The organism is Pontibacter amylolyticus (assembly GCF_014638845.1).
Taxonomy (GTDB): domain Bacteria; phylum Bacteroidota; class Bacteroidia; order Cytophagales; family Hymenobacteraceae; genus Pontibacter; species Pontibacter amylolyticus.
On the sequence record NZ_BMFP01000002.1, the window covers coordinates 241,304 to 266,679 of the forward strand.

At 54.5% G+C, this 25,376-nt stretch carries 21 protein-coding genes; 10 read left to right on the plus strand and 11 right to left on the minus strand.

Translation table 11 applies throughout. The features are described 5' to 3' along the window. The first annotated feature begins 29 nt into the window (after positions 1-29). Entirely contained in the window at positions 30-758 is a 729-nt protein-coding gene (locus IEV97_RS06020) for an ABC transporter ATP-binding protein (RefSeq protein ID WP_188500611.1), read from the plus strand. On the opposite strand, the gene IEV97_RS06025 is transcribed toward IEV97_RS06020, so the two are convergent. The 3 genes from IEV97_RS06025 to queA form a co-directional block, all read right to left on the minus strand. Beyond that, entirely contained in the window at positions 755-1,447 is a 693-nt protein-coding gene (locus IEV97_RS06025) for a 2-C-methyl-D-erythritol 4-phosphate cytidylyltransferase (protein ID WP_188500612.1), read from the minus strand. The genes IEV97_RS06020 and IEV97_RS06025 overlap by 4 nt on opposite strands. 31 nt (positions 1,448-1,478) lie before the next feature. After that, positions 1,479-2,111: a CatB-related O-acetyltransferase gene (locus tag IEV97_RS06030; RefSeq protein WP_188500613.1), complete on the minus strand. Its 633-nt coding sequence runs from the start codon at positions 2,109-2,111 to the stop codon at positions 1,479-1,481. Between the two features lie 96 nt (positions 2,112-2,207). Continuing rightward, a complete protein-coding gene (gene queA / locus IEV97_RS06035; protein WP_188500614.1) occupies positions 2,208-3,254 on the minus strand; it encodes a tRNA preQ1(34) S-adenosylmethionine ribosyltransferase-isomerase QueA in 1,047 nt (348 codons plus the stop codon). A gap of 182 nt (positions 3,255-3,436) precedes the next feature. Between queA and IEV97_RS06040 the strand changes: the two genes are divergently transcribed. Together IEV97_RS06040 and IEV97_RS06045 are read left to right on the plus strand one after the other, a co-directional pair. Beyond that, positions 3,437-4,684, plus strand: a complete 1,248-nt coding sequence (locus tag IEV97_RS06040; protein ID WP_188500615.1) for an ABC transporter permease — start codon at positions 3,437-3,439, stop codon at positions 4,682-4,684. A gap of 141 nt (positions 4,685-4,825) precedes the next feature. After that, positions 4,826-5,689: an LOG family protein gene (locus tag IEV97_RS06045; RefSeq protein ID WP_188501006.1), complete on the plus strand. Its 864-nt coding sequence runs from the start codon at positions 4,826-4,828 to the stop codon at positions 5,687-5,689. 109 nt (positions 5,690-5,798) lie between these two features. Here IEV97_RS06045 and IEV97_RS06050 read toward each other — a convergent pair whose 3' ends face one another. Genes IEV97_RS06050 through IEV97_RS06060 form a run of 3 tightly spaced genes read right to left on the minus strand, consistent with a single transcriptional unit; the run spans position 5,799 to position 11,707 of the window. Further along, entirely contained in the window at positions 5,799-7,889 is a 2,091-nt protein-coding gene (locus IEV97_RS06050; RefSeq protein ID WP_188500616.1) for a carboxypeptidase regulatory-like domain-containing protein, read from the minus strand. A 15-nt stretch (positions 7,890-7,904) separates the two neighbouring features. Next, positions 7,905-8,966 carry a DUF4249 domain-containing protein gene (locus IEV97_RS06055; RefSeq protein ID WP_188500617.1) on the minus strand — a complete coding sequence of 354 codons (1,062 nt, stop codon included), beginning with the start codon at positions 8,964-8,966 and terminating at the stop codon, positions 7,905-7,907. Positions 8,967-9,025: 59 nt separating this feature from the next. Then, positions 9,026-11,707 (minus strand): TonB-dependent receptor, encoded by a 2,682-nt coding sequence (locus IEV97_RS06060; protein ID WP_188500618.1) that lies wholly within the window; start codon positions 11,705-11,707, stop codon positions 9,026-9,028. A 185-nt stretch (positions 11,708-11,892) separates the two neighbouring features. Between IEV97_RS06060 and IEV97_RS06065 the strand changes: the two genes are divergently transcribed. The 3 genes from IEV97_RS06065 to uvrA all read left to right on the plus strand — a co-directional run bounded on the left by IEV97_RS06065 (position 11,893) and on the right by uvrA (position 15,787). Then, positions 11,893-12,288 (plus strand): YidH family protein, encoded by a 396-nt coding sequence (locus IEV97_RS06065; RefSeq protein ID WP_188500619.1) that lies wholly within the window; start codon positions 11,893-11,895, stop codon positions 12,286-12,288. 89 nt (positions 12,289-12,377) lie between these two features. Next, complete coding sequence (locus IEV97_RS06070) at positions 12,378-12,761, plus strand: YidH family protein (RefSeq protein ID WP_101444321.1); 384 nt, start codon at positions 12,378-12,380, stop codon at positions 12,759-12,761. 131 nt (positions 12,762-12,892) lie between these two features. After that, a complete protein-coding gene (gene uvrA, locus IEV97_RS06075) occupies positions 12,893-15,787 on the plus strand; it encodes an excinuclease ABC subunit UvrA (RefSeq protein WP_188500620.1) in 2,895 nt (964 codons plus the stop codon). Between the two features lie 57 nt (positions 15,788-15,844). On the opposite strand, the gene IEV97_RS06080 is transcribed toward uvrA, so the two are convergent. Both IEV97_RS06080 and IEV97_RS06085 read right to left on the minus strand, forming a co-directional pair. Continuing rightward, the gene (locus IEV97_RS06080; protein WP_188500621.1) at positions 15,845-16,417 is read right to left on the minus strand and encodes a DUF4142 domain-containing protein; all 573 of its coding nucleotides are present in this window, start codon (positions 16,415-16,417) and stop codon (positions 15,845-15,847) included. 99 nt (positions 16,418-16,516) lie between these two features. Continuing rightward, entirely contained in the window at positions 16,517-17,098 is a 582-nt protein-coding gene (locus IEV97_RS06085; protein WP_229733822.1) for a DUF4142 domain-containing protein, read from the minus strand. Between the two features lie 235 nt (positions 17,099-17,333). On the opposite strand from IEV97_RS06085, the gene IEV97_RS06090 reads away from it, so the two are divergent. Continuing rightward, the gene (locus IEV97_RS06090) at positions 17,334-18,044 is read left to right on the plus strand and encodes a DUF3575 domain-containing protein (protein ID WP_188500622.1); all 711 of its coding nucleotides are present in this window, start codon (positions 17,334-17,336) and stop codon (positions 18,042-18,044) included. A 140-nt stretch (positions 18,045-18,184) separates the two neighbouring features. Here the strand turns inward: IEV97_RS06090 and IEV97_RS06095 are convergent, their stop codons facing one another. The 3 genes from IEV97_RS06095 to rpoN all read right to left on the minus strand — a co-directional run bounded on the left by IEV97_RS06095 (position 18,185) and on the right by rpoN (position 21,307). Further along, positions 18,185-18,967: an enoyl-CoA hydratase-related protein gene (locus IEV97_RS06095; protein WP_188500623.1), complete on the minus strand. Its 783-nt coding sequence runs from the start codon at positions 18,965-18,967 to the stop codon at positions 18,185-18,187. A gap of 65 nt (positions 18,968-19,032) precedes the next feature. Further along, the gene (locus IEV97_RS06100) at positions 19,033-19,653 is read right to left on the minus strand and encodes a hypothetical protein (RefSeq protein WP_188500624.1); all 621 of its coding nucleotides are present in this window, start codon (positions 19,651-19,653) and stop codon (positions 19,033-19,035) included. A gap of 208 nt (positions 19,654-19,861) precedes the next feature. Then, positions 19,862-21,307 carry an RNA polymerase factor sigma-54 gene (gene rpoN / locus IEV97_RS06105; protein WP_188500625.1) on the minus strand — a complete coding sequence of 482 codons (1,446 nt, stop codon included), beginning with the start codon at positions 21,305-21,307 and terminating at the stop codon, positions 19,862-19,864. 285 nt (positions 21,308-21,592) lie between these two features. Between rpoN and asnS the strand changes: the two genes are divergently transcribed. The 3 genes from asnS (at position 21,593) to IEV97_RS06120 (ending at position 25,337) form a co-directional block, all read left to right on the plus strand. After that, on the plus strand, positions 21,593-23,032 hold the full coding sequence (gene asnS, locus IEV97_RS06110) for an asparagine--tRNA ligase (RefSeq protein ID WP_188500626.1): 1,440 nt from the start codon (positions 21,593-21,595) through the stop codon (positions 23,030-23,032). 122 nt (positions 23,033-23,154) lie between these two features. Beyond that, a complete protein-coding gene (locus IEV97_RS06115) occupies positions 23,155-23,730 on the plus strand; it encodes an outer membrane beta-barrel protein (protein WP_188500627.1) in 576 nt (191 codons plus the stop codon). 71 nt (positions 23,731-23,801) lie between these two features. Next, positions 23,802-25,337 carry a hypothetical protein gene (locus IEV97_RS06120; RefSeq protein ID WP_229733823.1) on the plus strand — a complete coding sequence of 512 codons (1,536 nt, stop codon included), beginning with the start codon at positions 23,802-23,804 and terminating at the stop codon, positions 25,335-25,337. Positions 25,338-25,376: the final 39 nt, after the last annotated feature.

Sequence of the window (25,376 nt, forward strand, 5' to 3'; positions counted from 1 at the left end):
ATTATTCATTATTCACTACTCATTATTCATTGAAAAGCATCGTTGAAGTAAAAAATCTGGTTGCGGGTTATGAGCATCGAGCTCTGATCCGCAACCTTTCTTTTTCTGTGCCTGCACAGGCATTTGTGGCTATTGTGGGCCATAACGGAGCAGGCAAAACAACCCTCTTCCGGGCTTTCCAGCAGAAAATACCCTACCAGGGGCAACTCCTGCTGCATGGCCTGGATTTGCGCCACACCAAAGACGCCGCAGCCTCCGGCCTCCTCTCCTATCTCCCCCAGAAGAACATTGTCTCTTTCTCGATCAGCGTGCTTGACCTGGTTGTGATGGGCCTTTTCCGAAAGAAGGGCTTTTTTGAGAACTATACCGCACAGGATTACGCCCAGGCCCGCGCCACGCTGGCGCAACTGGAGCTGACGCACCTGCAGGAGCAGGACTTTACAACCCTTTCAGGAGGTGAACAGCAAATGGTATGGCTGGCGCAACTGATGCTCCAGGACGCCGATGTCGTATTGCTCGACGAGCCGACACAACAGCTGGATGTATACTATAAGAAGCAGGTATTCCGACTTTTGCAGCAGTGGGTGCGGCAAAAAGGCAAAACGGTGTTCTGCATAACACATGACCTCTACAACCTGCAGCCGATGCAGGGCTTCCTCCTCAACCTCTCCAAACCCGACCCTACACTCGAGCCGCTTTCCCCGGAAACGGTGCAGCAGAACCAGGTATACCTGGAAGCGCAACGCATTGTCCGCTAAGGCAGCGACTCAAACTGCTTCACCAGCACTTCGGCCAACAGCAGGTCCTCAGGCGTGGTGATCTTGATGTTACTGTAGCTGCCTTCCACCAGCGCTATACCTGCGCCCAGCTGCTCTACCACCGAAGCATCGTCCGTGAAGTGTTCCTGCTCAGGCTGCTCGTAAGCTGCCCGCAACAAATCGGCCCTAAAGCACTGGGGCGTTTGCACCAGTTTATACCTGGTGCGCGGCACGGCACGGCTCCCGCTTTCAGTTAGCTCCCGGATAGAGTCTTTCGGAGACACTGCCACCACGGCAGTACCCGATTCAGCCGCCTGCTCAAAGGCCGCCTTGATGATGCCAGTGCTCACAAACGGGCGTACCCCATCGTGCACCGCCACTAGCGCCTCGCCCTGTACCGTAGCCAGCCCGTTCTTCACCGACCCGAAGCGTGTCTTTCCTCCCGGCACTGCCATATGGAACACGGGAAACTTATGCTGCTTGCAAAGGCCCCGCCATACCTGCAACTGGTCCTCGGGTAATACGACTACAATCCGTATATCCTTACTATAGGTATAGAACCGCTCGATCGTGTGCATCAGGATAGGCTTTCCGGCAAGCTCGATGAACTGCTTGGGCATGCTGTGCTGCATGCGGCTGCCCGTGCCTCCGGCAACGATAATGGCGTATTGTTGCAAAGATTCTTCCATATACTGGCTTGTTCTATTAATGCGCTCTTTGTTACTCACAATCGGCCAGTCGGGCCACATCGGCCGCGGTGATGTGAGGTAAGTTTCGGGTGATTTTTTCTATGCTCCAGTCCCACCACGCGATTTGGCGTAATTGTGCGATTTCGCTTTCTGTGAACCGCATCTTCACCACCTGCGCCGGGTTCCCGGCCACAATAGCGTAGTCCGCCACATCTCTGGTGACCACGGCCTTGGTCGCCACGATGGCGCCATTCCCAATTCTTACGCCGGGCATGATCACTGCTTCATAACCAATCCAGACGTCGTTCCCTACCACCGTGTCTCCTTTGTAGGGATACTTGTCCGTTCCGGCATCCGCTTGCTCCCAGCCGTTTGCGAAAATAGCGAAAGGGTAGGTAGAGACGGGCCTTGTTTCGTGATTGCCCCCATTCATAATGAATTTTACTCCGGAGGCGATGGCACAGAACTTCCCGATGCGGAGCTTATCGCCGATGAAATCGAAATGGTACAGCACGTTCTTCTCGAAGTTGTGAGGATCATCCATGTCATGGTAATAGGTATAGTCGCCTACCACAATGTTGGGGTTCCGGATGATGTTCTTCAGGAAAACCAGGTTGTGGTGATGGGCAAGCGGAAAAGTATTTTCTGGATCTGGACCGTTCATACATTCAGGCAGGTAGCACAATACTTGAAGCTGCAAATAAAACAAAAAGCCCCGACTTTGGAGAGCCGGGGCTTTGCTAAATATTTATACCTGCCACTAGAGGATCAGCATCACGTCGCCGTAGCTGAAGAAGCGGTACTTCTCTTTTACGGCCTCTTCGTAGGCTTTCATCACCAGTTCGTAGCCACCAAAAGCAGCCGTCATCATCAGCAGCGTGCTCTCCGGCATATGGAAGTTTGTCACCAGTGCGTTGGCGATCTTGAAGTCATATGGAGGGAAGATGAAACGGTCCGTCCAGCCCTCGTTTGGCTTCAGGCGGTTGCTCGCCGATACCGACGACTCCAGCGCACGCATGGTCGTCGTACCGATGGCACACACGCGCTTCTTGTTGTCCAGCGCTTTGTTCACCATTTCGGCTGTCTCGGCTGGCACCATGAAGTTCTCAGAGTCCATCTTGTGCTTAGTGAGGTCTTCTACATCCACTGGGCGGAAAGTGCCCAGGCCCACGTGCAGTGTAAGCGGCGTTACATCCACCCCTTTGATTTCGAGGCGCTTCAGAACCTCTTTCGTGAAGTGCAGACCAGCAGTTGGAGCCGCCACGGCGCCTACGTTCTTGGCGTATACGGTCTGGTAGCGCTCCTTGTCTTCCGGCTCTGCTTCGCGGTTGATGTACTTTGGAAGCGGGGTCTCGCCCAGCTCGTTGATGGTCTTGTAAAACTCCTCGTCCGGACCATCGAACAAAAACTTGATCGTGCGGCCACGGGAAGTCGTGTTGTCAATCACTTCAGCCACCAGGTCGCTGTCGCCGAAGTACAGCTTGTTGCCCACGCGGATCTTGCGGGCCGGGTCTACCAGCACGTCCCACAGGTGAATGTCCTTGTTGAGCTCACGAAGCAGAAACACTTCGATCTTGGCGCCGGTTTTCTCTTTGTTGCCATACAGGCGGGCCGGGAATACTTTGGTATCGTTTACTACCATCACATCGCCCTCGTCAAAATACTCCAGGATGTCTTTGAAGATGCGGTGCTCAATTTTGCCCGTGTCGCGGTGCAGCACCATCATGCGCGACTCGTCGCGGTTGGCGGAAGGATGCGTTGCTAGCAGGTTCTCAGGTAGGTCAAACTTAAATTCTGATAACTTCATACTTTTTATAATACGGTATAAATCGTGCTGACTTGGAACGGAATGTACCAGGTATAGGGTCAGCACCCTGAATTTCAGGTATGGCTAACCCATGATACAATTAAAAAATCAAACCGCAAATTTACTTAGTTTGCCCGAAATATTCTTACTTTTAAGAAAATTACTTTGCTATACGCCAATCTATGATCTACATCCGCCTAATAGCTGAAAGTTTCCGCTTTGCATGGCAGGCCTTGCGTGCTAACCTGCTCCGAACGATTCTCTCCCTGCTCGGCGTTACAATAGGCATTTTCGCCATCATCTCGGTTTTCACGCTGGTCGACTCGCTCGAGCGCAACGTGCGCGACAGCATGAGCTTCATTGGCGACAAGGTGCTGTATGTGGAGAAGTGGCCCTGGAGCTTTGGCGGAGAATACCCCTGGTGGAAGTACTTTAAACGCCCGCAGCCCAACACCCACGAGTACCGTTTGCTGGACCGCAACCTGACCAACGACGCTGGCGTGGCTATTTTTGCCAACAAAGGACGTAGCCTGTTCAAGTACCGCAACAACAGCTTCAAAGACGCCGGCCTGATGGGCGTCACCTACGACTATAACAAAGTGACGGAGATTCCGGTGGCCGAAGGCCGCTACTTTGTGCCGCAGGAGGTGGACGCCGCCCGAAACGTGATGATCATAGGCGACGAGGTGGCCAGCACGCTCTACCCGGGCCAGTCGGCCATTGGGCAGGAGCTCCGGGTGAGCGGGCATAAGTTTACGGTGATAGGCGTGATGGAAAAGCAGGGCGAAAGCATGTTTGGCATGCCTAATTTCGACCAGATGGGCATTATACCTTACGGCACGTTCAGCAAGATGTACGCGACCGGACCCAACGGCATTGGCTCGACCATTGCGGTAAAGGGCCGTGACGAGGACGTGGGTCTGCTGGAGCTGGAGTATGAGGTGCGGGGCATGATGCGCAACATCCGGGGCCTGAAACCGCGCGACGAGGACAGCTTCGCCATCAACCGCCCCGAAATGGCTACCCAGGCCATCACAGGCTTGTTTCAGGTCATCGGCCTGGCTGGCTGGGTAATCGGTGGCTTTGCGATTCTGGTGGGTGGCTTTGGCATTGCCAACATCATGTTCGTGTCCGTGAAAGAAAGAACCAACATCATCGGCATACAAAAATCACTGGGCGCCAAAAACTATTTCATCCTGTTCCAGTTCTTGTTCGAGTCCGTGTTTTTGAGCGTTATTGGCGGCGGCATCGGCATCCTGCTGGTATTCCTGCTCACGCTCATACCGCAGGACATGATGAAGATCTCGCTCTCGGCAGGCAACATAATTCTGGGCCTTGGCGTATCGGCGGTGATAGGTATGCTGTCGGGCATTATTCCGGCGGTGCTCGCCTCAAACCTGGACCCGGTGATTGCCATTCGCTCCAAGTAGGAAAAGACACAACCGTGGCTGCAAAGTTTAACCTCCATGCTGCAGACACAAACCCTTTAAATTGTTTATTAAATGAAGAAGGCACCTCCACATGAGCGTGCCGCAGGAGGCTTGCCTCCTGAAGAAGACGAAGAAAGATTTATGGCAAAGCTTAGAAAGACAAGCAAAACGAAACTCAACGACGAGTCACACAACAGCGGCAGCGGACAAACGATCCTAAACCCGGACGTAAACGAAAATAAAGCAAAAACCATTACCGACCTGCGCGAGGCCGGACACGTGCAGGCCCCGCCTGCCTCTGCAGAGGACATCAAAATCAGAAAGGCCTTTGTAGACAAGGACTGGAACGAGATCAAGATCGCCGACTCATGGCAGATCTTCAAGGTGATGTCGGAGTTCGTGGAAGGCTTCGAGAAGATGGCCAAGATCGGTCCCTGCGTTTCCATTTTCGGATCGGCCCGCACCAAGAACACCCACAAGTACTACGTTATGGCCGAGGAGATCGCTGCCAAGCTGGTGCGCCATGGCTATGGCGTGATCACGGGCGGTGGACCGGGCATTATGGAGGCGGGTAACAAAGGAGCGCACTCAGAGGGTGGCAAATCCGTGGGCCTGAACATTCACCTGCCATTCGAGCAGTTCAACAACATCTACATCGACTCTGACAAGCTCATCAACTTCGACTATTTCTTTGTGCGCAAAGTGATGTTCGTGAAGTATGCGCAGGGCTTCATCGTGATGCCAGGTGGCTTTGGCACGCTCGACGAGCTGTTTGAGGCGATCACGCTGATCCAGACCAAGAAAATCGGCGCATTCCCGATCGTGCTGGTGGGCCGTGAATTCTGGGGAGGCCTGTTTAAGTGGGTGGAGGATGTGATGCTGAACACGGAAAGCAACATCAGCCCGGAAGACCTGAACCTGGTGCACATCGTAGACGACGCCACCGAAGCGGTGAAAGTGATCGACGATTTCTACAGCAAATACCTGCTGTCTCCAAACTTCTAGGAAAGAGAATACTTCCACAAAAAACGCCCCGCTGCAGAACAGCGGGGCGTTTTTTTATCAAAGGTTTTCAGGGCTCTTCATGTTCCTCAACTTGTACTTGGCTTTGGCTTTAATTCACCAGCTTCACTTCAATTGAGGTGCTTCCGACTACAGGTGTACCCTCTGCTGTCTGGCCTTGCACCCTGACCTCAAATACACCCGTTTCATCGGAGGTATAGAAGGTGAAGGTGGCACTCCCGTCTGCTCCCGCCTGCAGGTATGGCTGCCAGTACAGCTGCTGCCGGAAATCGGGGAGCTGGGCCTGCGCTCCGCCGCTGGAGGCGGTGGTTGGCACAACAAAGTTTCGGGGCAGGTTGTACTGCTCGTACAGCACGGGCAGGCCCTTTTCTCTGAGACGTTCCCGGGCCTCCCCGCTTTTGGTGTAGATGGCGAACATACCGTTGTCGACCAGGCGGCCCAGGTTGCCGGCGTACAGTCTTTCCTCTGACCAGGCAATCTCAATCGAGGCGATATCATTCAGGTCGAGCGCCATGATCTCATCCATATTCTCCAGCATCACGCCGTCCAGCAGGTATAGCGGTTCCTCTCTCATCATGCGCTTGGTCTCTGCGGAAACGTAGAGCAGCCGCACGGTTTGCTTGCCTTTCTTTTTGCGCATGCGCAGGTTGGTAGACACCTCCCGAATGGCCTCCTCTACATCCTGGAAGGCAACATAATCATCCAGCTTGAATACCCGGTCGGCTGGCAGGCGTGGAAGCGGAGCAGCGGCATGCGGCTCTGTCAGGCCATAGATCTCATGGATATTGGCGCGGGTATAGTGCTTCTGCGCCGCGCTCACCACCTGCGGCGGCAGCGCCTGCACAAAGGCAGTGTCTGTGTGTTTGGCGAAAGTTTCCTGCTGAAAAGGGGCCTTTACATCTGCCTGCCGCATGGGCTCTACCAGGGGCTCTCTTCGGAAGCGGGCGTTTGCTTCGTTTCTGGCAATGGCCTCCCACAGTTCCTGGTCTGTATTATACCCTTGTCGCATCTCGTTTACAGCGATAAAACCATTTGGCTGCTGAAGGCCGGCACGGCGCTCTGCCACCGAGGCGGCGAGCCAGGTAGCGGGTTGCAGCCCCTTTACCGTAACAGTTACATGCTGGCGGGGGCCATACTGCTGGCGGTCGGCCTGCACGGCTATACCTGCTCTCTGGGGTAGCATTACCTGCTGCTCGGCTACTACCAACCCACCCGTATTGAGCAGCAGTAAGCGGCATTCTGGTCGTGCTGCATCGCGCCACGGCACCATAACCTGACTGGCTCCGGTAACATGCTGCGCGAAGTACACCAACCCTCCGGAAGCGGCCACTAGCACATGGCCTTCCGCCGATTTGCCCGGCACGCTCACTTCTATACCTGCGTCGCTTACCTTGCCAACTGCTAGCGCTATACCTTGCTGCTTGGTCGCCGGCAGCTTTACCTGTTGCGGCGCATAGCCCTCCGCCCGCAGTTGTGCCACTAAGTCCTGCTCCTCTGTGCCCAACAGGCTGAAAGTTGCTATACCTGTTTCGTCACTTTTGAAGGTGACGATGGTCTGTCCGGCTGTATCAGCCACTATTCCCTGGGCGGCTATACCTATACCTGCCGCGTTGGTTACGGTCGCTGTTATTTTGGTAGGCGCCCCGGCTGTCCACACACCGGACTCTGGGAAAAACCGCACCTGCAGTGGCTTGGCCGTTGCCGGCAATGTCTGCAGCGTCCTGACTTCGTTCGGGTTCAAGATGGTGAGTTGCTCCCGCCAGTGCTGCTGTGCGCTGAAGTTCCGCATCCAGTTGGTGGCGGCCAGTAGTGTATAGCTTCCTGAGGGCATGTCTTTAGGCAACAGAAAGTCACCTTGCGCTTTTCCGTCCTCCACGACCAATCGCTGGCTGATCAGGGTGGCGCCTTTCGCATCCAGCAGTTCAACGTAAAGCACCCGGCTTGCCGGAGCGGTTGAGCTCTTTTGAACAGCAGCGCTGTACCAGAGGCGCTCCCCGGCCATGTACCAGGGCTGACTGTGCGTCAGGTGCACCTGCTCGTCGGAGAGCTGGCGCTGCACCTGGGCGGCGGCTGCTTTAGCAACCTGCTCCTGCTGGGCGAAGGCAGGCAGGCTAAGGCAGGAAGCTACTGCCAGAAGCAGGCCAGCTGCGTGTTTGTGGAGGCTATCAAGGAGTAGATGCATCTGTTCTTTTAGATTTTAGAAGCCGATCGGCCGTTCATTCGTCACATTCGGATATAGGAAGGTATAGCGACAATCACCAAGAGGCGGCTCGTAAGGCAGGCCCGGGAAGGGTGCATACAGCTGCCGCCGGATCACAATGAAATCCTCGGTCACAGCCGAGGCGCTGAAATAGCCGACCACCTGTTCTTCCGGGTTTGTAAGACTATACAGGTTGCTGTTGATGCGTGCCGGAGGCGGGTCGAAGATGCTGCCGACGCTGGACTGCTGCTGATTGAACAGGCGCCAGAATTCGTACGCCTCGCCTGTCAGCGAGAACTGCCTGATTTTGATGCGGTATTTGGTTGGGATGTCTGCTGGCACCACCACCACCGGCTGCTCAAAGTAGCGCCCGTTCACCAGTCGGTCATCACTCGTTACCACTTTGGTGTTGATGCTGCCCATATTGGACCAGCACCTCGCAGGCAATGGAGCGTCGCCTACATTGGTATAAAACTCGAACACACCCTCTGTATCCCAACGGTAGTAGTTGCCTCGCTCCGAAGGGTCCTGCACCTGGGCCTTCACCTCAAAACCCACCGACCTGCGCTCAATCAGTAGGCCCGCTGAGTTGCGGACTACGTCTATAAATTGCTTAAACTCATAACTTATACCTTGAATGGCGGGCACAGGCCGGAGTAGCTCTGGCCGCGAGGCATATTCCCTGCCATCGGGTAGCCGGATGTGCAAGGTATAGCTGCGCCCCTGCTCTACCAGGAAGTCTTCTTTGCGCAAGGTATACACGCCATAGGCAGGCCCTTCATACAAAGGCATGCTGTTGCCGAGGTTGTCCTGCACCGTAACGGTGGCATTACGCACGCGCTCCACCACCACCTGCTGGTTTTCACTGTCGAAGGGGGCGGTCCAGGTCAGCGTCACTTTATTCAGCGTCGAATCGTTTTGATCTGTCACCATCCCACTCACTACCAGCGACCTCTGCCCGGTGTCGATCTGGAGCTCCAGAGGATCCACACAGGCCTGCAGACAAGCCACTATGAGCAGCACGGCCAACAAACGGTATTTTTGAAAAGTAATTCGCATTTGCAGGTATAATTTAGTTGCCTGTGCCTTGTCTGAGTATTCTTTCCTGATTAGTCTCCTCATCTGGTGATCTTGAAATTGTAGGTGATAGCCGGCACCGCAGAGCCGATCACTGATAGCCGGTAGGCCTGCGGAATGGTGCCGCCATAGGCAGGTTTGAAGAACACCGAGTAAGGGTTCTTGCGGCCGTATACATTGTACACCGAGAAGGCCCAGCTGCTCACCCAGTTTGCGTTGCGCTTGTTGGTGCCGTCAATCACCAAGGCCAGGTCCAGGCGGTGGTAGTCTGGTATGCGGTGCTGGTTGCGGTCACTGTAGTTTACCATCAGCAGGCCATCGATGTAACCCACCGACTCCGGATAGGTAATCGGCCGACCTGTGCTGTAAGTGAAGTTGGCGGAAAGACTGATCAAACGGGACAACTGTTGGTTCAGGACCAGGCTCAGGTCATGCGGCTTGTCGAAGTTGGCCGGAAAGAAGTTGCCGTTGTTGATGCGCTCTTCGGGCGTAGGGCCATTGACGCGGCGCAGCGACCTGGAATAGGTATAGCTGGCCCAGCCCGTCAGTTTTTTGCCTTTGCGGCGCATCATCAGCTCCAGCCCGTAGGCCTTGCCCTCGCCCGGCAGCAGGTCGGCATCGAGGGTGCTGTTGAGCAGGAGCCGGGCACCGTCCTTATACTCCACCAGGTCGTGCAGCTTTTTGTAGTATGCTTCTGCTGAAAGCTCGATGGTGTTGTCCTGCAGGTTTTTGAAAAAGCCGAGCGCCACCTGATCGCCGAGCTGCGGTCGCAGGTTTGGGTTGCTGGTTTTCCAGATATCCACTGGCGAGGCAGCGGTTGTGTTGGAGATCAAATGGATGTACTGTGCCATGCGGTTGTAGCCCACCTTCACCGAGCTGTTCTCGCTCAGGCTTATTTTAAGGGAAGCACGCGGCTCAATATTACCGTATCGCTGTATCACACCGCCGTTGCTGTAGCTGAGCGTGTCAATGATCGTGGACTCGCGCCGTGGCGACTCCGGATCGTACACATACACGTCGCCCGGCCCCAGGTTAAAGTAGGAAGAGTAGCGCAGCCCGAGGCTGACAGATATGCTTGGGCTGAGCGTGTACTCGTGGTCCAGGTATAGGGCGGCTTCGATAGAGCGCTCGCGCGGCATGCTGACAGGCAACAAGCTGGACCGCTCCGAGCCGGGCGTCAGGGTGCCGGGGCTGAACTGATACCAGGACGACGAGGCACCCAGGCCTATTTTATGCCGCACGGAAGGCTCGTAATTCAGGTCTGCCCTAATCTGCTTGTACTTAATCTCCGAGTCAAGGGTATAGCTGTAGGGCTCTGTTTCGGCCTCCACGCCATAGTCGTAGTCACCCACCACGCCGGTTACGCTTGACAGGAGTTTGTCGTTGAAGGTATGGTTCCAACGCACTGTGCCGGTGGCGGTGCCCCAGGTATAGGTCGTGTCGGCCCCAAACCGGAAACCGTCGCGGCTTAGGTAGCCAGATACCATCAGCTGGTCTTTGGCGCTGATCGTGTAGTCGACTTTGCCGTTGAAGTCGTAAAAGTAGCCATCGCTGTCGCGCACGGCCTTGTCAGGCACGTAGCGCATGGCCAGACCGGGGTAGGCGCCACGACCACCGAGCACAAAAGAGGCCTTGTCTTTCAGCAGCGGCGCTTCCACCATCAGACGGCTTGCCAGCAATCCGATGCCCCCGCTCAGGATGGGCGCCTTCTTATTGCCCTCTTTCAGCTCCACATCCAGCACCGACGAGATGCGCCCGCCATACCGGGCAGGTATACCGCCGCGGTACAAGGTGACATCCTGTACCATATCCGGATTGAAAACCGAAAAGAAGCCGAACAGGTGGGAGGAGCTAAAAAGCGGTGCCTGGTCCTGCAAAACCAGGTTCTGGTCGATGCTGCCTCCCCGCACGTTGAAGCCGCTGGCCCCCTCCCCGACGGTGGTCACGCCCGGTAGCGTAATGATGCTGCGCAGCACGTCCACCTCTCCTAAAAAGTTAGGCATCTTGCGCACTTCCTTGATCGACAGGCGGGCCACGCCCATTTCCAGGCTCTCCACATTATGGTCGGGCGCCTTGGCGGATACTTCTACTTCCCGCAGCTGGTTGCTTACCTCGAACAGCTCCACATGCATGGTGCGGCTTTGCTGCAGGCTCACGCGCCGCTGGTCCTCTACCATGCCGATGGCACGCACCCGCAAGGTATAGTTACCAGCCGGCACCGCCAGGGTATACCGGCCCTGCTCGTCGGCCACGGTGCCTTTTCCGGTTTCAACAAGCAGCACGGTGGCTCCTATGAAGGGCTCCCCTGTTTTGGCGTTGCGTACCTGTCCGCTCAGGGTCACGATGCGCTCAGCAGCCTGGCCTGCAGCCATCCCGGATGGCACCGTGTCTGTTCGAAACAGGGAGGCTGCCGATTGAGGCACAAGCACAATGGTACGGTCATCATACAGCACAAACGACAGGCGGGCTTTTTCCAGAAGCTTTTGTAATGCGCTGGCGAGCGGCTCCTGGTCAAAGGTTTGGGTAATCTGCACGCCTTCCACCCACTCGGGTTGGAAGAACACGCGCAGTTTGTGCTTCTGTTGCAGGTCATGGAGCACAGCCTGCAGAGGCTGCTCCTGGTAGCTTGCCGTGATGCGTGGCTGCCCAGTGCCCTGCGCCCAGGCGTAGCCGGACAGCAGCATAAAGGCGGCAAGCAGAAGGTAATGGTAGCGTCTTCTCATAAAAAGGAGGTGCGGTTGGCGTATGTGCGCAGCAGGGACAAAAAGGAACTACATTGCACCTTAGCAATATATAGTTTTAACACTGAATTTGAAAATTTTGGAATTGCCACTGCACAAAAGCTTTGCGTTTTTACATTTCACTTAAGTCCTACAGAATCGTACATAATAGCAGGAGAGCTAAGCCTATGTCCGACACCGACAAAGAGAAGATAAAGAAGCTCAAGAAAAAGCTGAAAGTGCAGGAGCAAAAGAACGCGGAGATACGGGACCACATGGCAGCGGAACGCACCATCTTCGCCAACGAACGTACCCTGATGGCCTACCTGCGCACGGCCATGACGATCTCCGTGGGCGGTTTTGTAGCCATCAAACTTTCCGAGGACCTGTACCTGGACATAATTGGTGTGATTTTAATCCCGATCGGCATCATACTCGCAATTTACAGCTTCGTCAGGTATAGGCACAAGCAGCGCATCATTGAGGGGCACCACCAGGACTACTGCCCCACCAGCCACGAACATGAGCGGGCGCACAACGAGCTGCCCCAGCCCGGCGGAAACGGCAAGCAGACCTCTGCTTAGCGCAAAAAGACCACCTGGCAGCTTCACGACTGGTAAGCGCTGCGCTCTTCGTCGTATTTGTTTCGTATATTTCTCAAAAAAAGGAATAAATGCAGGTGCCCCAGCAAGACGAAATCAAAAGGCTCAAGAAGAAAATCAGGAAGCTGGAGAAGAAGAACTCGGAGATACGCGACGAGATGGCCATACAGCGTACCATCTTCGCCAACGAGCGTACCCTCATGGCGTATTTACGGACCGCCATTGCGCTTATTGCCGGTGGCTTTGCCGCTATCAAGCTTTCCAACCATGTGTATATGACGATAATGGGCCTTGCCCTGATGCCGGTTGGCGTGCTGCTGGCAGTCTACAGCTTTGTGCGCTACCTTGGCAAGCAAAAGCTGATCAAACGCCACTGGCAGAGCTACGAACCCACCAGCCATCACCACGAAACACTGTACGAAAAGCAGGCCTCACGCTATGGGAACATAGATTGAGGTAGATGCTAAGGATAATTGCTGAAAGCTAAACCATTTAGCGCTGATCGCTGTTAAGAAGGGTTAGCATCCTCGAGTCCGAAGGCGCTGATATTTTTGTACCTTTGCTATTTAAAATCAAGCATTCCTGAATGGCTTTTAACCAAGCGCAAGACACAGCAGCCGGCACTGATACTGCCTTTTCGCAAAATGGCGAAACACAGCAGATCGAAGTTTACGGTGCCCGCGAACATAACCTCAAAAACATTTCCATTAAGTTGCCCCGCTACAAGCTGGTGGTCTTTACCGGCATCAGTGGCTCGGGCAAGTCCTCGCTGGCCTTCGACACCATTTATGCCGAGGGGCAGCGCCGCTACATGGAAACCTTCTCGGCCTACGCCCGCTCGTTTATGGGCGGACTCGAGCGCCCCGACGTGGACAAGATCGAAGGCCTTTCGCCGGTGATCTCCATCGAGCAGAAGACCACGAGCCGCAACCCGCGCTCCACGGTGGGCACCATCACCGAGATCTACGACTTTATGCGTCTGCTCTGGGCCCGTACGGCCGAGGCGTATAGCTATGTGACCGGCGAGAAAATGGTGCGCCAGAGCGACGACCAGATCGTGAACCACATCTTGGAGAACTTCGCTGGCAAGCGCATTATCGTGCTGGCACCGGTAGTAAAGGGGCGTAAAGGCCACTACCGGGAGCTCTTCCAGCAGATCCGGAAGATGGGCTTTATCCGCGCCCGTGTGGATGGCGAATTGCTGGAGATAGACCCGAAAATGCAGGTGGACCGGTATAAGATCCACGATATCGAGATCGTGATCGACAAGATCGTGGTGAAGGAAGAGGACCGCTTCCGTCTTTCCGGCTCCATCCAGAATGCGCTCACGCACGGCAAGGGCACGGCGCTGATACTGGATGTGGACGCGGACAAGACCCACTTCTTCTCGCGCCACCTCATGGACCCCGCCACAGGCATCGCCTACGACGATCCGGCGCCGAACTCCTTCTCGTTCAACTCCCCGTACGGCGCCTGCCCGGTGTGTACCGGATTGGGTGAGATACAGGAGATCACAGAAGAATCGGTTATACCGGACAAAAGCCTGAGCATCCGCCGGGGAGGTATAGCACCGCTCGGCGAGTACCGTGATATCTGGATTTTTAAGCAGATCGAAGCCCTGTTCAAGCACTTCAAGGTATCGGTTTCGACGCCGATCAAAGACCTGCCGGAAGATGTGCTGAAGGTGCTGCTCTATGGTCTGGATGAAGACTTGGAGGTGAATACCAAAAAAGGCAATTACGTGGTGGAGTTTGAGGGCATCGTCAACTTCCTGAAAGGGCAGATGGAATCGGACTCCGACAACATCCGCTCCTGGGTGGAGGATTTTGCACAGACCACCACCTGCCCGGAGTGTAACGGCTACCGACTCAAGAAAGAATCGCTGCACTTCAAGATTGCCAACACGAATATTGGTGAGCTTTCGGTGCTCGACATCAACAAACTGGCCGCCTGGTTTGAGGGTGTGGAAGAACGCATGAGCGAGCGCCAGAACGTGATCGCTCGCGAGCTGTTGAAAGAGATTCGCAAGCGCATCGGCTTTTTGCTGGATGTGGGTCTGGACTACCTGAGCCTGCACCGACCGGTGAAGACGCTTTCGGGCGGTGAGAGCCAGCGCATACGCCTGGCCACGCAGATCGGAACGCAACTGGTGGGCGTGCTTTACATCATGGACGAACCGAGTATCGGCCTGCACCAGCGCGACAACGAGCGCCTGATCAAAGCCCTGCAGGATCTCCGCGACCTGGGTAACTCCATTATTGTAGTGGAACACGACAAGGACATGATCCTGCAGGCCGACTATGTGGTGGACATCGGTCCGGGCGCAGGTATACACGGTGGCCAGGTAGTAACGGCTGGTACGCCAGAAGACATGATGAACGCTGGTACGACCACCGCCGACTTCCTGAGCAACCGCCGAGGTATAGCCGTGCCACGCGTAAAACGCCCGGGAACAGGCCAGGTACTGAAATTGAAAGGCGCTACCGGCAACAACCTGAAGAACGTGACACTGGAACTGCCGCTTGGCAAAATGGTGTGCGTAACAGGCGTGTCGGGCAGTGGCAAGTCCTCGCTCATTCACGATACGCTCTACCCTATCCTGAACACGCACTTTTTCCGGGCTAAGCGCGATCCGCTGCCTTACAAGAGCATCGAAGGGCTGGAGCACATCGACAAAGTGATCGAAGTGGACCAGTCACCGATTGGCCGTACGCCACGCTCCAACCCCGCTACGTATACCGGTGTGTTCACCGAAATCCGCACGCTGTTTGCACAACTGCCGGAGGCCAAGATCAGAGGGTATACGCCGGGCCGTTTCTCGTTTAACGTGAAGGGCGGACGCTGCGAGGCTTGTGAAGGCGCAGGTATGCGCACGATCGAGATGAACTTCTTACCGGACGTATACGTGCCCTGCGAGGTCTGCAAAGGCAAGCGCTACAACCGCGAAACCCTGGAAGTGCGCTTCAAAGGCAAGAGCATTACCGACGTGCTGGACATGACCGTGGAGCAGGCGGTGGACTTTTTCGAGAGTCAGCCGCGTATCCTACGCAAGATCCAGACACTGAACGAAGTGGGCCTGGGCTACATCACCCTCGGCCAGCAGGCTACCACCCTATCGGGTGGCGAGGCACAGCGCGTGAAACTGGCCACGGAGCTTTCCAAGAAAGACACGGGCCAGACGCTCTATATTCTGGACGAACCAACGACCGGTCTCCACTTCCAGGACATTGAGCACCTGAGCGAGGTGCTGCACAAGCTGACCGACAAAGGCAACTCAGTGCTCATCATCGAGCATAACCTGGATTTGATCAAGATTGCCGACTGGATCATCGACATCGGGCCGGAAGGCGGCGAGGGCGGTGGTACCATTGTGGCGGCCGGCACCCCAGAGGATATTGTCAAAAAAGGCAAAGGCTATACCGCCCGCTTCCTGAAAGAGGAGCTGAAAACGAGCCACTACCGCGAGAACGGCCAGGCCTAGCAGGTATAGCAGTATATAAAAATGCCGCTTTCAGGTATGAGAGCGGCATTTTTATTGTTAGATGTTTCCGAGTCTTTCTTCCAGTGCCTCCGTTTGCTGCAAGTGCTGCCGCAAGAGCGGAAGCTGCTTGGAGGCGAACTGCTTTACTTCCATCACCTGGGCGTTCTCGGCCATGTCCTCGTATCGGTTCAGCAGGTTGTCGTGCTCTTCGCGGATGCGTTTGATGTAGGCCAGGTCAAAGCCTATACCTGTTTCAGTGCTCACCTGTTCGTACACTTTCTGATGCGCCCTGCCCAGTTCATTCGGCACTACAAACCCGCCCTGCACTGCTGTGTTCTGCAAGTCTTCCATCAATCGCCGGTGTCCTTCGCCCATTACCTGAGCCGTTTCTTTTACTTCCGGACTGACAGCTTTCTCCAAAGCCAGTTCACTGAGTTGTACCTGCAGCATATTCGCGCTGGTAGCCTCGGCTATGAACAGGGCATCGTTTTTCATCCCCTGCACGCCGGCAGCTTCAAACTGCTCTACGCTCTGGGCGGCGGCCTGTTCAATGCTGTCGTCGGGGCTGCAGCTGGCGGTGCCCAGCAGAAGCATGGCACTGGCAAGGTATAGGGTAATATTTCGGATCATACACATGGGTTTAAAATAGGAGCATCTGCAGCCATGACAGGCGCAGATGCTCAAGATAATTAGATTTTAGGAAATGCCCAGTGTTTGGGATTACACATTTTACTTCAGTCCGTCTTTGATCTGCTGTGCACGCTTGTGATGCTCGCGTAGCTTAGGGAGCGTCTTGGTGGCGAAGGCTTTCACTTCGGCATCATCGTAGTCGGCATCCTCCGTCACATCTTCGAACAGGCTGATGTCGCTGTCGTGCGCGCTTACCATTTTATCCATGTACTCTCTGTCAAATTCGGCTCCCTGCTTTTCGCGCAGGTCACGCATCTGGCTCATGTGCTCATTGCTCATGCTGTCTGGCAGCGTGATGTTTTTGCTGAGCGCCAGGTCGCGCATTTCTTTGTTGGCCGCCGTGTGGTCCTTCACCATCATGGCGGCAAACTCCTTCACCTGCGGATTAGTAGCACGCTCCTGCGCCAGTTTGCCCGCTTCTACTTCCATCATGCTGCTGCTGGCAGCCTTGGTCATAAATTCAGCCTGATCATCGCGCTCCTCCTCCATGGCAGTGTCTTCAAAACGCTCCTCGGTAACATCCTGCGCCTGCTCTACACTGTCGTTGCCTGAGCCGCCGCAAGCCATTGTGCCAAATAGAAAGGCACAGGCCATTAATCCTGTTGTTGCAATTCTTTTCATAGTGTTATTTCTTGTTAATAGTAAAATAGTTTGAACAAATTGGTATACGCCGCTAAAGCCATGGAGTTTATACGATAGGCCTCTAATATATAGGAGGCTGACAATTATGTAATTTGGGGATATTCCGGAGCAGGGTGCGTGTATGCAAAATGCAGGGCCAATGGCCACAACTATCTCAGGTATAAAACGATATATACCTGAAGCAAGCCAGAAACACCTTCTTAAGCTATACCTTATGATACGACTCTTTGCTATGCGCGCCGTCGCAGCCTTGCTGTCCACTTTTTGCTTTTTGTTCTGCTCTGCCGTGTATGCGCAGGTAACGGAAGAGGAGAGAGAAGACCGCGCTGAAATGCTCAACATAGACCGTGACCATGACAAGACGATTAAACTACACCCGCTGCATTATGGGGAAGTGTTTGTGTCGTACGAGAAGGTGCGGGCGCCCAACATCAGCAACGAGTTTGGGCTAAGCTATTTCTACAAACTGCACCTGAAAGGCGATGGCTGGACCACGAACGCGAAAGACGTGATGGGCATCGGCATCCGGATGAGTCAGCGTTACTATACCTCTAAGAGGAAGTCGCCCCCCTTTGGTTTCTTTCACGGGCCCATGTTCAGCTACCGCTTCATCGTGTTTGAGCGCAATGTGTTCGACCTGCCCGACCTGCCGCCCAGCGACCCCGACTTCAGGTATGTGGGCCGGCTCTACCAGAACGCAGTGGACCTGAGCTACCACCTGGGCTACCAGTTCCAGTTAGGGCGCCACTTCACCACGGAGCTTTCAGGCGGGCTTGGAGGACGTATCAAAATTGCCAATGCCACCAATGGCGGCGATCTGATCGAGCAGAACATCATCGGGCATGTGGTGCGCTCCGACGAGGGGGCGGTCATTACCGTAGGGCCCTCTCCGCAGCTGAATTTCTCGATCGGCTACTCTTTCTGATTACTTGTTGATCATGTTGAGCACACTGGAGGTATAGATCGCTTTAGTCATACCCGAGCGGCCAGGATACCAAATGCCAGGTATAAAAAAACCGGACACATGGCCCGGCTTTGTAGGTATAGCTTATAAGGTATAGCGCACTAAGCGCCTGTAAAGTTTGGCTTGCGTTTTTCGTTGAAAGCCGTCACGCCCTCTTTGTAATCAGCGGAGTTGCCGGCAATTTTCTGGCAGTGGGCCTCGTAATCCAGCATTTCGTCCAGTGTAGAGCTAAAGGATTTGTTCAGCATCTTTTTCATCAAGCCAATGGCTTTGGTTGGAGCCACGGCATAGCGGGCGGCCAGTTCAGCTACGGCCGCATCCAGCTCTTCAGGAGCTACCACGCGGTTAACCATGCCTAGCTGCAGCGCTTCTTCGGCACTCACTTTAGAGCCCAGCGTGCTCAACTCAAACGCCTTCAGCGAACCCACTACACGCGGCAAAAAGAAAGAAGAACCCGAGTCGAGCACTAGGCCCACATTCACGAACACCTCGATCATACTGGCGGCGGTAGAGGCCACTACCAGGTCGCAGGCAAGGGCGAGAGAACAACCAGCACCAGCGGCCACGCCGTTCAGCTTGCAGATGATGGGCTTGGGCAAACTGCGCATGGCCCGGATGATCGGGTTATACCGCTTCTCCAGCGACTCAGACAGATCGCGCTTGTCGGCGCTGGCGATGGCTTTCAAATCCTGACCCGAGCAGAAGGCTTTGCCGGCGCCCGTCAGGATAACCACCCGCACGCTGTCGTCGCGGGTCACCTGCTTCAGGGCGTCCTGCAGTTCGTAGCTCTGCTTGTCGTTAAAGGCATTGAAAACATCGGGTCTGTTCAGCGTGATGGTCGCGATGCCATCCTGCACATCATATAGCAAGCACTCGTAGTTCATATTGTCGTTTGTTTAGTAGAAGAGATAACCAAAGGTATAGATAATCACTTTGAAGAGCAAAACGGTTACAGGGCCACAAAGCCCGCCGCCAGCACCAGCAAAAGCCCTGTCAGAAAGCCCGTGTAGGCCTGCGCCGGGGTATGGGCATGCAAGGCCAGCCTCGCCGTCAACACCGCACCTGACACCAGAATCAACAATACAATAGGTATAAGCAGGCCCGATTCCGGCATAAGTTTGTTCACCAGCAGAAGCACTCCCAATGCTCCTCCCAATCCGATGCCGTGCGCGCTGATCTTCCAGAAAAAAGAAACGCACCAGGCCACAAAAACAGAAGCGGTGACCACCCCCATCACAAAGTAAAACAGCTCATCAAAGACAGACTCAGTGTAAAACAGGTAAGTTGTGACGGCATAGCAAAGGGCCGTGAACAGGAGCGGCCTGCTGCGCTGCTCCCGCCGGTCTATTTCATACGAGTCGATGAAGCCGGTCTTGAACATGGCGAAAGCCCCCAGCCCAGGCACCATAAACGTGGTGAAAAAGATCATGCCCAGCACGATCCAGCGGCTTTGCAGCGGAAGCGAAATAGAGGAAACCGGCAGAAAATAAAGAATGATGGCAAACAGATACGTCGGCATCAGCAATGGGTGAAACGCAACAGACAAAAAGCGGGCGAGGGAGCGGTTCAAGAGGGAGTCAGTGATTGAGTGGTTGAGTGTGAGTTAGTGAATTAGAAAAGTTCGCTTGCAGGGACAGGTCGCGACCTGTCCGAATCGTGCACTGGTCATTCCTTGGGGTATACCTGTTTTGGCCGTCAACAAATAATCCTGCAGGCTATACCTGCCCGAATCGGGCACCAAACAACAATTTAACCATCAACAATTTAACAATTCAAAATTATAACTCCTTCCGCAGGCGGGCTACCGGTATATTGAGCTGCTCCCGGTATTTGGCCACGGTGCGGCGGGCAATGTTATACCCTTTCTCGTTGAGCATCTTTTCGATCTTCTCATCAGAGAGCGGCTTTCGCTTGCTTTCCTTGTCGATGATCTCTTTGAGAATGTGCTTTACCTCACGGCTGCTGGCGTCCTCGCCTGAGTCGGTGGCGATGCCTTCGGAGAAGAAGTACTTGAGCGGGTAAATGCCGAACTCGGTCTGCACGGCCTTGCTGTTGGCCACACGGCTCACGGTACTGATGTCCATGCCGATGTCCTCGGCGATGTCCTTCAGGATCATGGGGCGCAGCTTGCTTTCGTCGCCTTCTAAGAAAAACTCGTGCTGGTACTTGATGATGGACTCCATGGTGCGCAACAGCGTGTTCTGGCGCTGGCGGATGGCATCGATGAACCACTTGGCCGCGTCGAGCTTCTGCTTCACGAAAGCTACCGTCTCCTTCAGCTTCTTGTCCTTCTTGTCCGACTTGTCATAGGCGTCGAACATGTCGGCGTAGGAGCGGCTGATGCGCAGGTCCGGGGCGTTGCGGGAGTTGAGCGAGAGCTGCAGCTGCCCGTTTTCGTTGGTCAGAATGAAGTCAGGTATAATGTACTGCACCCGTGCCATGCCGGCGCCGCTTCCGCCCGGTTTCGGGTTGAGTTTAATGATCACGTCGATGGCCTTTTTCAGCTCATCTTCCGAAACGTTAAACTTCGACTGTATTTTCTGGTAGTGTTTCTTGGTGAATTCGTCGAACGACTCTTTGATGATGCGCTCAGCCAGACGGGTTGTTTCGTCCTGCTCGCGGCGCTCGAGCTGCAGCAGCAGGCACTCCGGCAAATCGCGGGCGCCTATACCTGCCGGATCGAAGGTCTGAATCATGTGCAGCACCTGCTCAATCTCCTCTTCGGTGGTCATCACGTTCTGCGAAAAAGCCAGGTCGTTGGCAATGGAGCTCAGCTCGCGGCGGATGTACCCGTCGCTGTCAATGCTGCCGATGAGCTGCATCCCGATGGTGTACTGCTTGTCGTCGAGCGCCAGGAAACCGAGCTGGTCCATCAGGTTGTCGTTGAGCGAGCTGGACATGGCAATCGGCATTTCGCGGTCTTCCTCGTCGCCCCCGCGGTCGCCCTGCATCTTGTAGCCGCTTATCTCGTCGTCGTTGAGGTAGTCGTTGATGTCGACTTCGTCCTTGCCGTAGTCATCCTCGCTGTCGTAGTCCTCTGACTCTGAGTCGCTGTACTCGCTTTCGGGCTCCTCTCGGCCCTCTTCAAGGGCGGGATTCATCTCCATTTCCTCTTTTATGCGCGCCTCGAGCTCAACAGTAGGTATCTGCAGCAGCTTGATAAATTGTATCTGCTGCGGCGATAACTTCTGGGATAAGAGTTGTCTTAAATCGAGTCGCTGCATAGTAGGAAAAATGGGTGCTGGTGCCTGTCAGTGCACCTTCAAATTTAGGATAATTTTACTTGCATTTACAAAAAAGGTTAAAATATCGTTACTTTGAGGGATTATTGGAAAATGGGTGGCTACACCATTCCGGATAGGGCCTGTGGGCTTGCTACACGCTTTGTCCGAACCGGTTAAGCCCTCTGATCCAATGGCGATACGGTACCTTCTTTTGCCTTTTCACGAAGGCATGAATGTATACCTTAACGCATAAATTGTTCAGACATATACGCTACTAGAAATAACATGCAACGCACGAAAGTAAAAGAGCTACTGACTGGTGCCGAAGAAGGCAAAGAGGTATTATTGAAGGGCTGGGTACGCACCAAGCGCGGCAACAAGTTTGTGAATTTCATTGCCGTGAACGACGGCTCTACGATACAGAACCTGCAGGTAGTGGCCGATGCCGAGAAGTTCGGCGACGAGGCGCTGAAAGACGTAACGACCGGTGCTGCCGTGTCCATTACGGGCCAGTTGGTGGCCTCGCAGGGCAAAGGACAGGCTTTTGAAATTGTAGCCAACACGATAGAAGTAGTGGGCAAAGCCGATCCGGAGACTTACCCGTTGCAGAAGAAGGCGCACTCGCTGGAGTTTTTGCGTGAGATCGCGCACCTGCGTTTCCGCACCAATACCTTCGGAGCCGTGTTCCGCGTACGCAACACGCTGGCCTTTGCCGTGCACAAGTTCTTCAACGAGAAAGGCTTCGTGTACATGCACACGCCCATCATCACGGCATCTGACGCCGAGGGCGCCGGCGAGATGTTCCATGTCACCAACTTCGACCTGGACAACCTGCCTCGCACCGAAGACGGCAAGATCAACTACGAAGAGGACTTCTTCGGCAAGGCGACCAACCTGACGGTGTCTGGTCAGCTGGAAGGCGAACTGGCGGCCATGGCCTTCAGCGACATCTATACCTTCGGACCGACCTTCCGTGCCGAGAACTCCAACACCGCCCGCCACCTGGCCGAGTTCTGGATGATTGAGCCGGAGATGGCGTTCTACGACCTCAAGATGAACGCCGACCTGGCCGAGGAGTTCATCAAATACATCATCCGCTATGCACTGGAGCATAACCGCGAAGACATCGAGTTCCTGGGCCAGCGCCTGGTGGAGGAAGACAAGGCCAAGCCGCAGAACGAGCGCCAGGAAATGACGCTGCTGGAGAAGCTGGAGTTTGTGGTGAACAACAACTTCGAACGCGTGACCTATACCGAGGCGGTGGACATTCTGATGAACTCACCTGCCTACAAGAAAAAGAAATTCCAGTACGACGTGTCGTGGGGCATCGACCTGCAGAGCGAGCACGAGCGCTACCTGGTGGAGAAGCATTTCAAGAAGCCGGTGATCGTAACGGACTACCCGAAAGACATCAAGGCTTTCTACATGCGCCTCAACGACGACGGCAAGACTGTGGCCGCTATGGACATCCTGGCGCCGGGCATCGGCGAGATCGTGGGTGGTTCGCAGCGTGAGGAGCGTATGGAGTTACTGGTGGAGCGCATGAAGGGCGTGGGCATCGAGGAAGAAGACCTGTGGTGGTACCTGGATACCCGCCGTTTTGGTGGCTGTCCGCACGCCGGCTTCGGTCTGGGCTTCGAGCGCATGGTGCAGTTCGTAACGGGCATGGGCAACATCCGCGACGTGATCCCATTCCCACGCACACCGGGAAACGCAGAGTTTTAACAGAAGCTATACCTTATACCTGAAAGAGCCCGGCTATACCTTAGCCGGGCTTTTATTTTAAGCTTAAAAAATATATATAGCATTCAACTATTTTTAAGAGTCTAATTTCTTGCCATTTTTATATGCATAAATTTTACGTACTCCTTGCTGGGATTTTTTTGCTTGGCTCTACCTCGGTGATGGCACAGGAGCAAGCCTCCTCCTCTTCTGCCAAAAGGAAGTATACCAGTATCAAAATTGGACCAAGCCTTACGACCTTATCTCCAAAGGATGAGCCCTGGCCTGGCGGACAGATTGGCGCTCACGCCGGTATTTCTTACCTCACCATGGAAAATGATTGGCTAGGCATACAGCTAGAGGCTCAATATTCATTACAGGGAGCAAAGATAAACAGAGGCCACCTGCTACTGCATTATCTGAATATCCCTGTGCTTGCTAAGCTCTTTATTGCTCCTCAGGTGAGTTTACAGGGGGGTGCCTATGCAGGTTTGTTACTGTCCGAGCGTTATGAGTTTGAATCCTACTCTTCCAAGCCGAATATGAAAGGAAGTGACTATGGACTGGCCTACGGGATAACTTTCGGAGATGAAGCCAAACTAACCTGTAGCCTTCGGCACCAAGTAGGACTTGCCAATGTCATACATGCTAAGAACCAAGTATTGCAACTATCCTTATCCTATTGCATCAGTAGCAAATAGTGTTAGTGATTTTATGTTTTTGGCTAGAAATTTGCTATCTAACATAAGTTAAATCCCTTATAAATAGACTTATGCGATATATATTTTTAGCCTTGCTCCTGCTCGGCTTTACGGCCTCTGAGGTGCGTGCGCAGCAGGAGTTCGCCAGCCTGGAGCTGCCCTTGCGCCGGGCTGAAGACCTGGTGTCGGTAGCGGATGGCGATGGCAACGTTTGTCTTTACTTTTTTCAGGGTGGCAAGCTGAATTTTAGTTTGGTAGATGCCAAAGGGCAAACCGTGGCCACCCAGGAAATCCCCTACCGCAACGGCCAGCAGCCCCAGGTGCTGGGCACCCGCGTAACCGATACGGAGTTTGTGTTTTACAGCCGCTTTGTGAATGGGAACAAGGAGTTTGTGCGTCCCTTTGCCATAAACAGGTATAGCGGCGCATTCCGAAGCCTGCCCGATGTACCGCTGCGTCGCGAAAGAAACGAAACGTTTGTCGGGGCTTTTGCGGATGCCTCCCACTTCTACATGATCTACACCGACAAAAAGGACAACCTGATCCTGCACCGCGAACTGGACGAAAGCTATTATGAGAAGAAGACGTTCAACTTAGCCGATCTGCCACGCACCCGCACCAAAGGCGAGCGGCAGCAAGAGCTGATCTTTGTGCACCCCGACCTGGAGCGAACCGTGTTCGCCGGCCAGCACCGAAGCAAGATCTATACCCGTGGCGACAAGCTATACCTGGTATTCGATGGCTTTTCGCTGCGCGGCAAGAAAAACGAACTGACCACGGAGATCCTGACGCTCGACTGGCCAAGCGGACAGACTGAATACCGCACCCTGCCGTCGCTGGCTGTTAAGAGCGATGCGAATTTCAACTCCTTTTTGCATGACAACACCCTGTTCCGGGTGCAGCTCGAAAGGGATGAGTTTACCTTGACCGCCTTTGACTTTAGCAGTCTGCAACCCATCAAGGAGTACAGGTATACGGCCGACCAGGACATCGATATTAAAGCCACGCCGGTGCACCAGCGGGGAGCGGGCGCCTTGTTTTCGTCCGGCAACAGCGTGATCGAGAAGACCTCAAAAGTGATGCGCAACCTGTCGACCGGCAAGCCTGCCATTACAGTGGATGCTTTCAACGACAGCACGCTGCAGTTGACCATTGGTTCGTACCAGCCGCCAGCCCGTCGCAACCCTGGAGGTGACCCAACCAGGCTGGTGCGTACGCCGGATCGCTATATCCAGACCTCCCGTGGCTTATTCCTGATGCCAGGCCGCTGGATACCAGCCTATTCGCTGCCGTACAGCTACAGCATGTTCCCCTACAACCGTTACTACTACGATCCGTTCTACAACCAGGCGGGCGAGTCAGTAGGGCCGGGCACCAGCACCTACTTCAGGGCCGTGCTCGACAGTGAGACGCTCGATAAGGCAACAGTGTCGGTTTCTGACAGCACCGTAGCCACTGCGCAGGACAAGATAGAGGCGTACGAAGAAGAGTTGAAGCAGACACCCGAGTACAAGACCCTGTACCGCTACGGCAACAACAAGCTGCACTACGGTTACTTCGATAAGCGCAGCAAGACCTTTAAAATACTGGAATTCACACAGAACTAAGAATTACGCCCAACAAAAAAGCTTCGTCGAATCCCGACG

What these genes read in the sequence shown, in the direction of transcription:
- IEV97_RS06070 (WP_101444321.1), top strand. Translation starts at nt 12,378, where the DNA reads ATGCAGGTGCCCCAGCAAGACGAAATCAAAAGGCTCAAGAAGAAAATC.
- IEV97_RS06120 (WP_229733823.1), top strand. Translation starts at nt 23,802, where the DNA reads ATGCGATATATATTTTTAGCCTTGCTCCTGCTCGGCTTTACGGCCTCT.
- IEV97_RS06080 (WP_188500621.1), bottom strand. Translation starts at nt 16,417, where the DNA reads ATGATCCGAAATATTACCCTATACCTTGCCAGTGCCATGCTTCTGCTG.
- IEV97_RS06115 (WP_188500627.1), top strand. Translation starts at nt 23,155, where the DNA reads ATGCATAAATTTTACGTACTCCTTGCTGGGATTTTTTTGCTTGGCTCT.
- IEV97_RS06025 (WP_188500612.1), bottom strand. Translation starts at nt 1,447, where the DNA reads ATGGAAGAATCTTTGCAACAATACGCCATTATCGTTGCCGGAGGCACG.
- IEV97_RS06085 (WP_229733822.1), bottom strand. Translation starts at nt 17,098, where the DNA reads ATGAAAAGAATTGCAACAACAGGATTAATGGCCTGTGCCTTTCTATTT.
- IEV97_RS06060 (WP_188500618.1), bottom strand. Translation starts at nt 11,707, where the DNA reads ATGAGAAGACGCTACCATTACCTTCTGCTTGCCGCCTTTATGCTGCTG.
- IEV97_RS06055 (WP_188500617.1), bottom strand. Translation starts at nt 8,966, where the DNA reads ATGCGAATTACTTTTCAAAAATACCGTTTGTTGGCCGTGCTGCTCATA.
- IEV97_RS06040 (WP_188500615.1), top strand. Translation starts at nt 3,437, where the DNA reads ATGATCTACATCCGCCTAATAGCTGAAAGTTTCCGCTTTGCATGGCAG.
- IEV97_RS06095 (WP_188500623.1), bottom strand. Translation starts at nt 18,967, where the DNA reads ATGAACTACGAGTGCTTGCTATATGATGTGCAGGATGGCATCGCGACC.
- uvrA (WP_188500620.1), top strand. Translation starts at nt 12,893, where the DNA reads ATGGCTTTTAACCAAGCGCAAGACACAGCAGCCGGCACTGATACTGCC.
- queA (WP_188500614.1), bottom strand. Translation starts at nt 3,254, where the DNA reads ATGAAGTTATCAGAATTTAAGTTTGACCTACCTGAGAACCTGCTAGCA.
- IEV97_RS06045 (WP_188501006.1), top strand. Translation starts at nt 4,826, where the DNA reads ATGGCAAAGCTTAGAAAGACAAGCAAAACGAAACTCAACGACGAGTCA.
- IEV97_RS06090 (WP_188500622.1), top strand. Translation starts at nt 17,334, where the DNA reads ATGATACGACTCTTTGCTATGCGCGCCGTCGCAGCCTTGCTGTCCACT.
- IEV97_RS06065 (WP_188500619.1), top strand. Translation starts at nt 11,893, where the DNA reads ATGTCCGACACCGACAAAGAGAAGATAAAGAAGCTCAAGAAAAAGCTG.
- IEV97_RS06030 (WP_188500613.1), bottom strand. Translation starts at nt 2,111, where the DNA reads ATGAACGGTCCAGATCCAGAAAATACTTTTCCGCTTGCCCATCACCAC.
- rpoN (WP_188500625.1), bottom strand. Translation starts at nt 21,307, where the DNA reads ATGCAGCGACTCGATTTAAGACAACTCTTATCCCAGAAGTTATCGCCG.
- asnS (WP_188500626.1), top strand. Translation starts at nt 21,593, where the DNA reads ATGCAACGCACGAAAGTAAAAGAGCTACTGACTGGTGCCGAAGAAGGC.
- IEV97_RS06050 (WP_188500616.1), bottom strand. Translation starts at nt 7,889, where the DNA reads ATGCATCTACTCCTTGATAGCCTCCACAAACACGCAGCTGGCCTGCTT.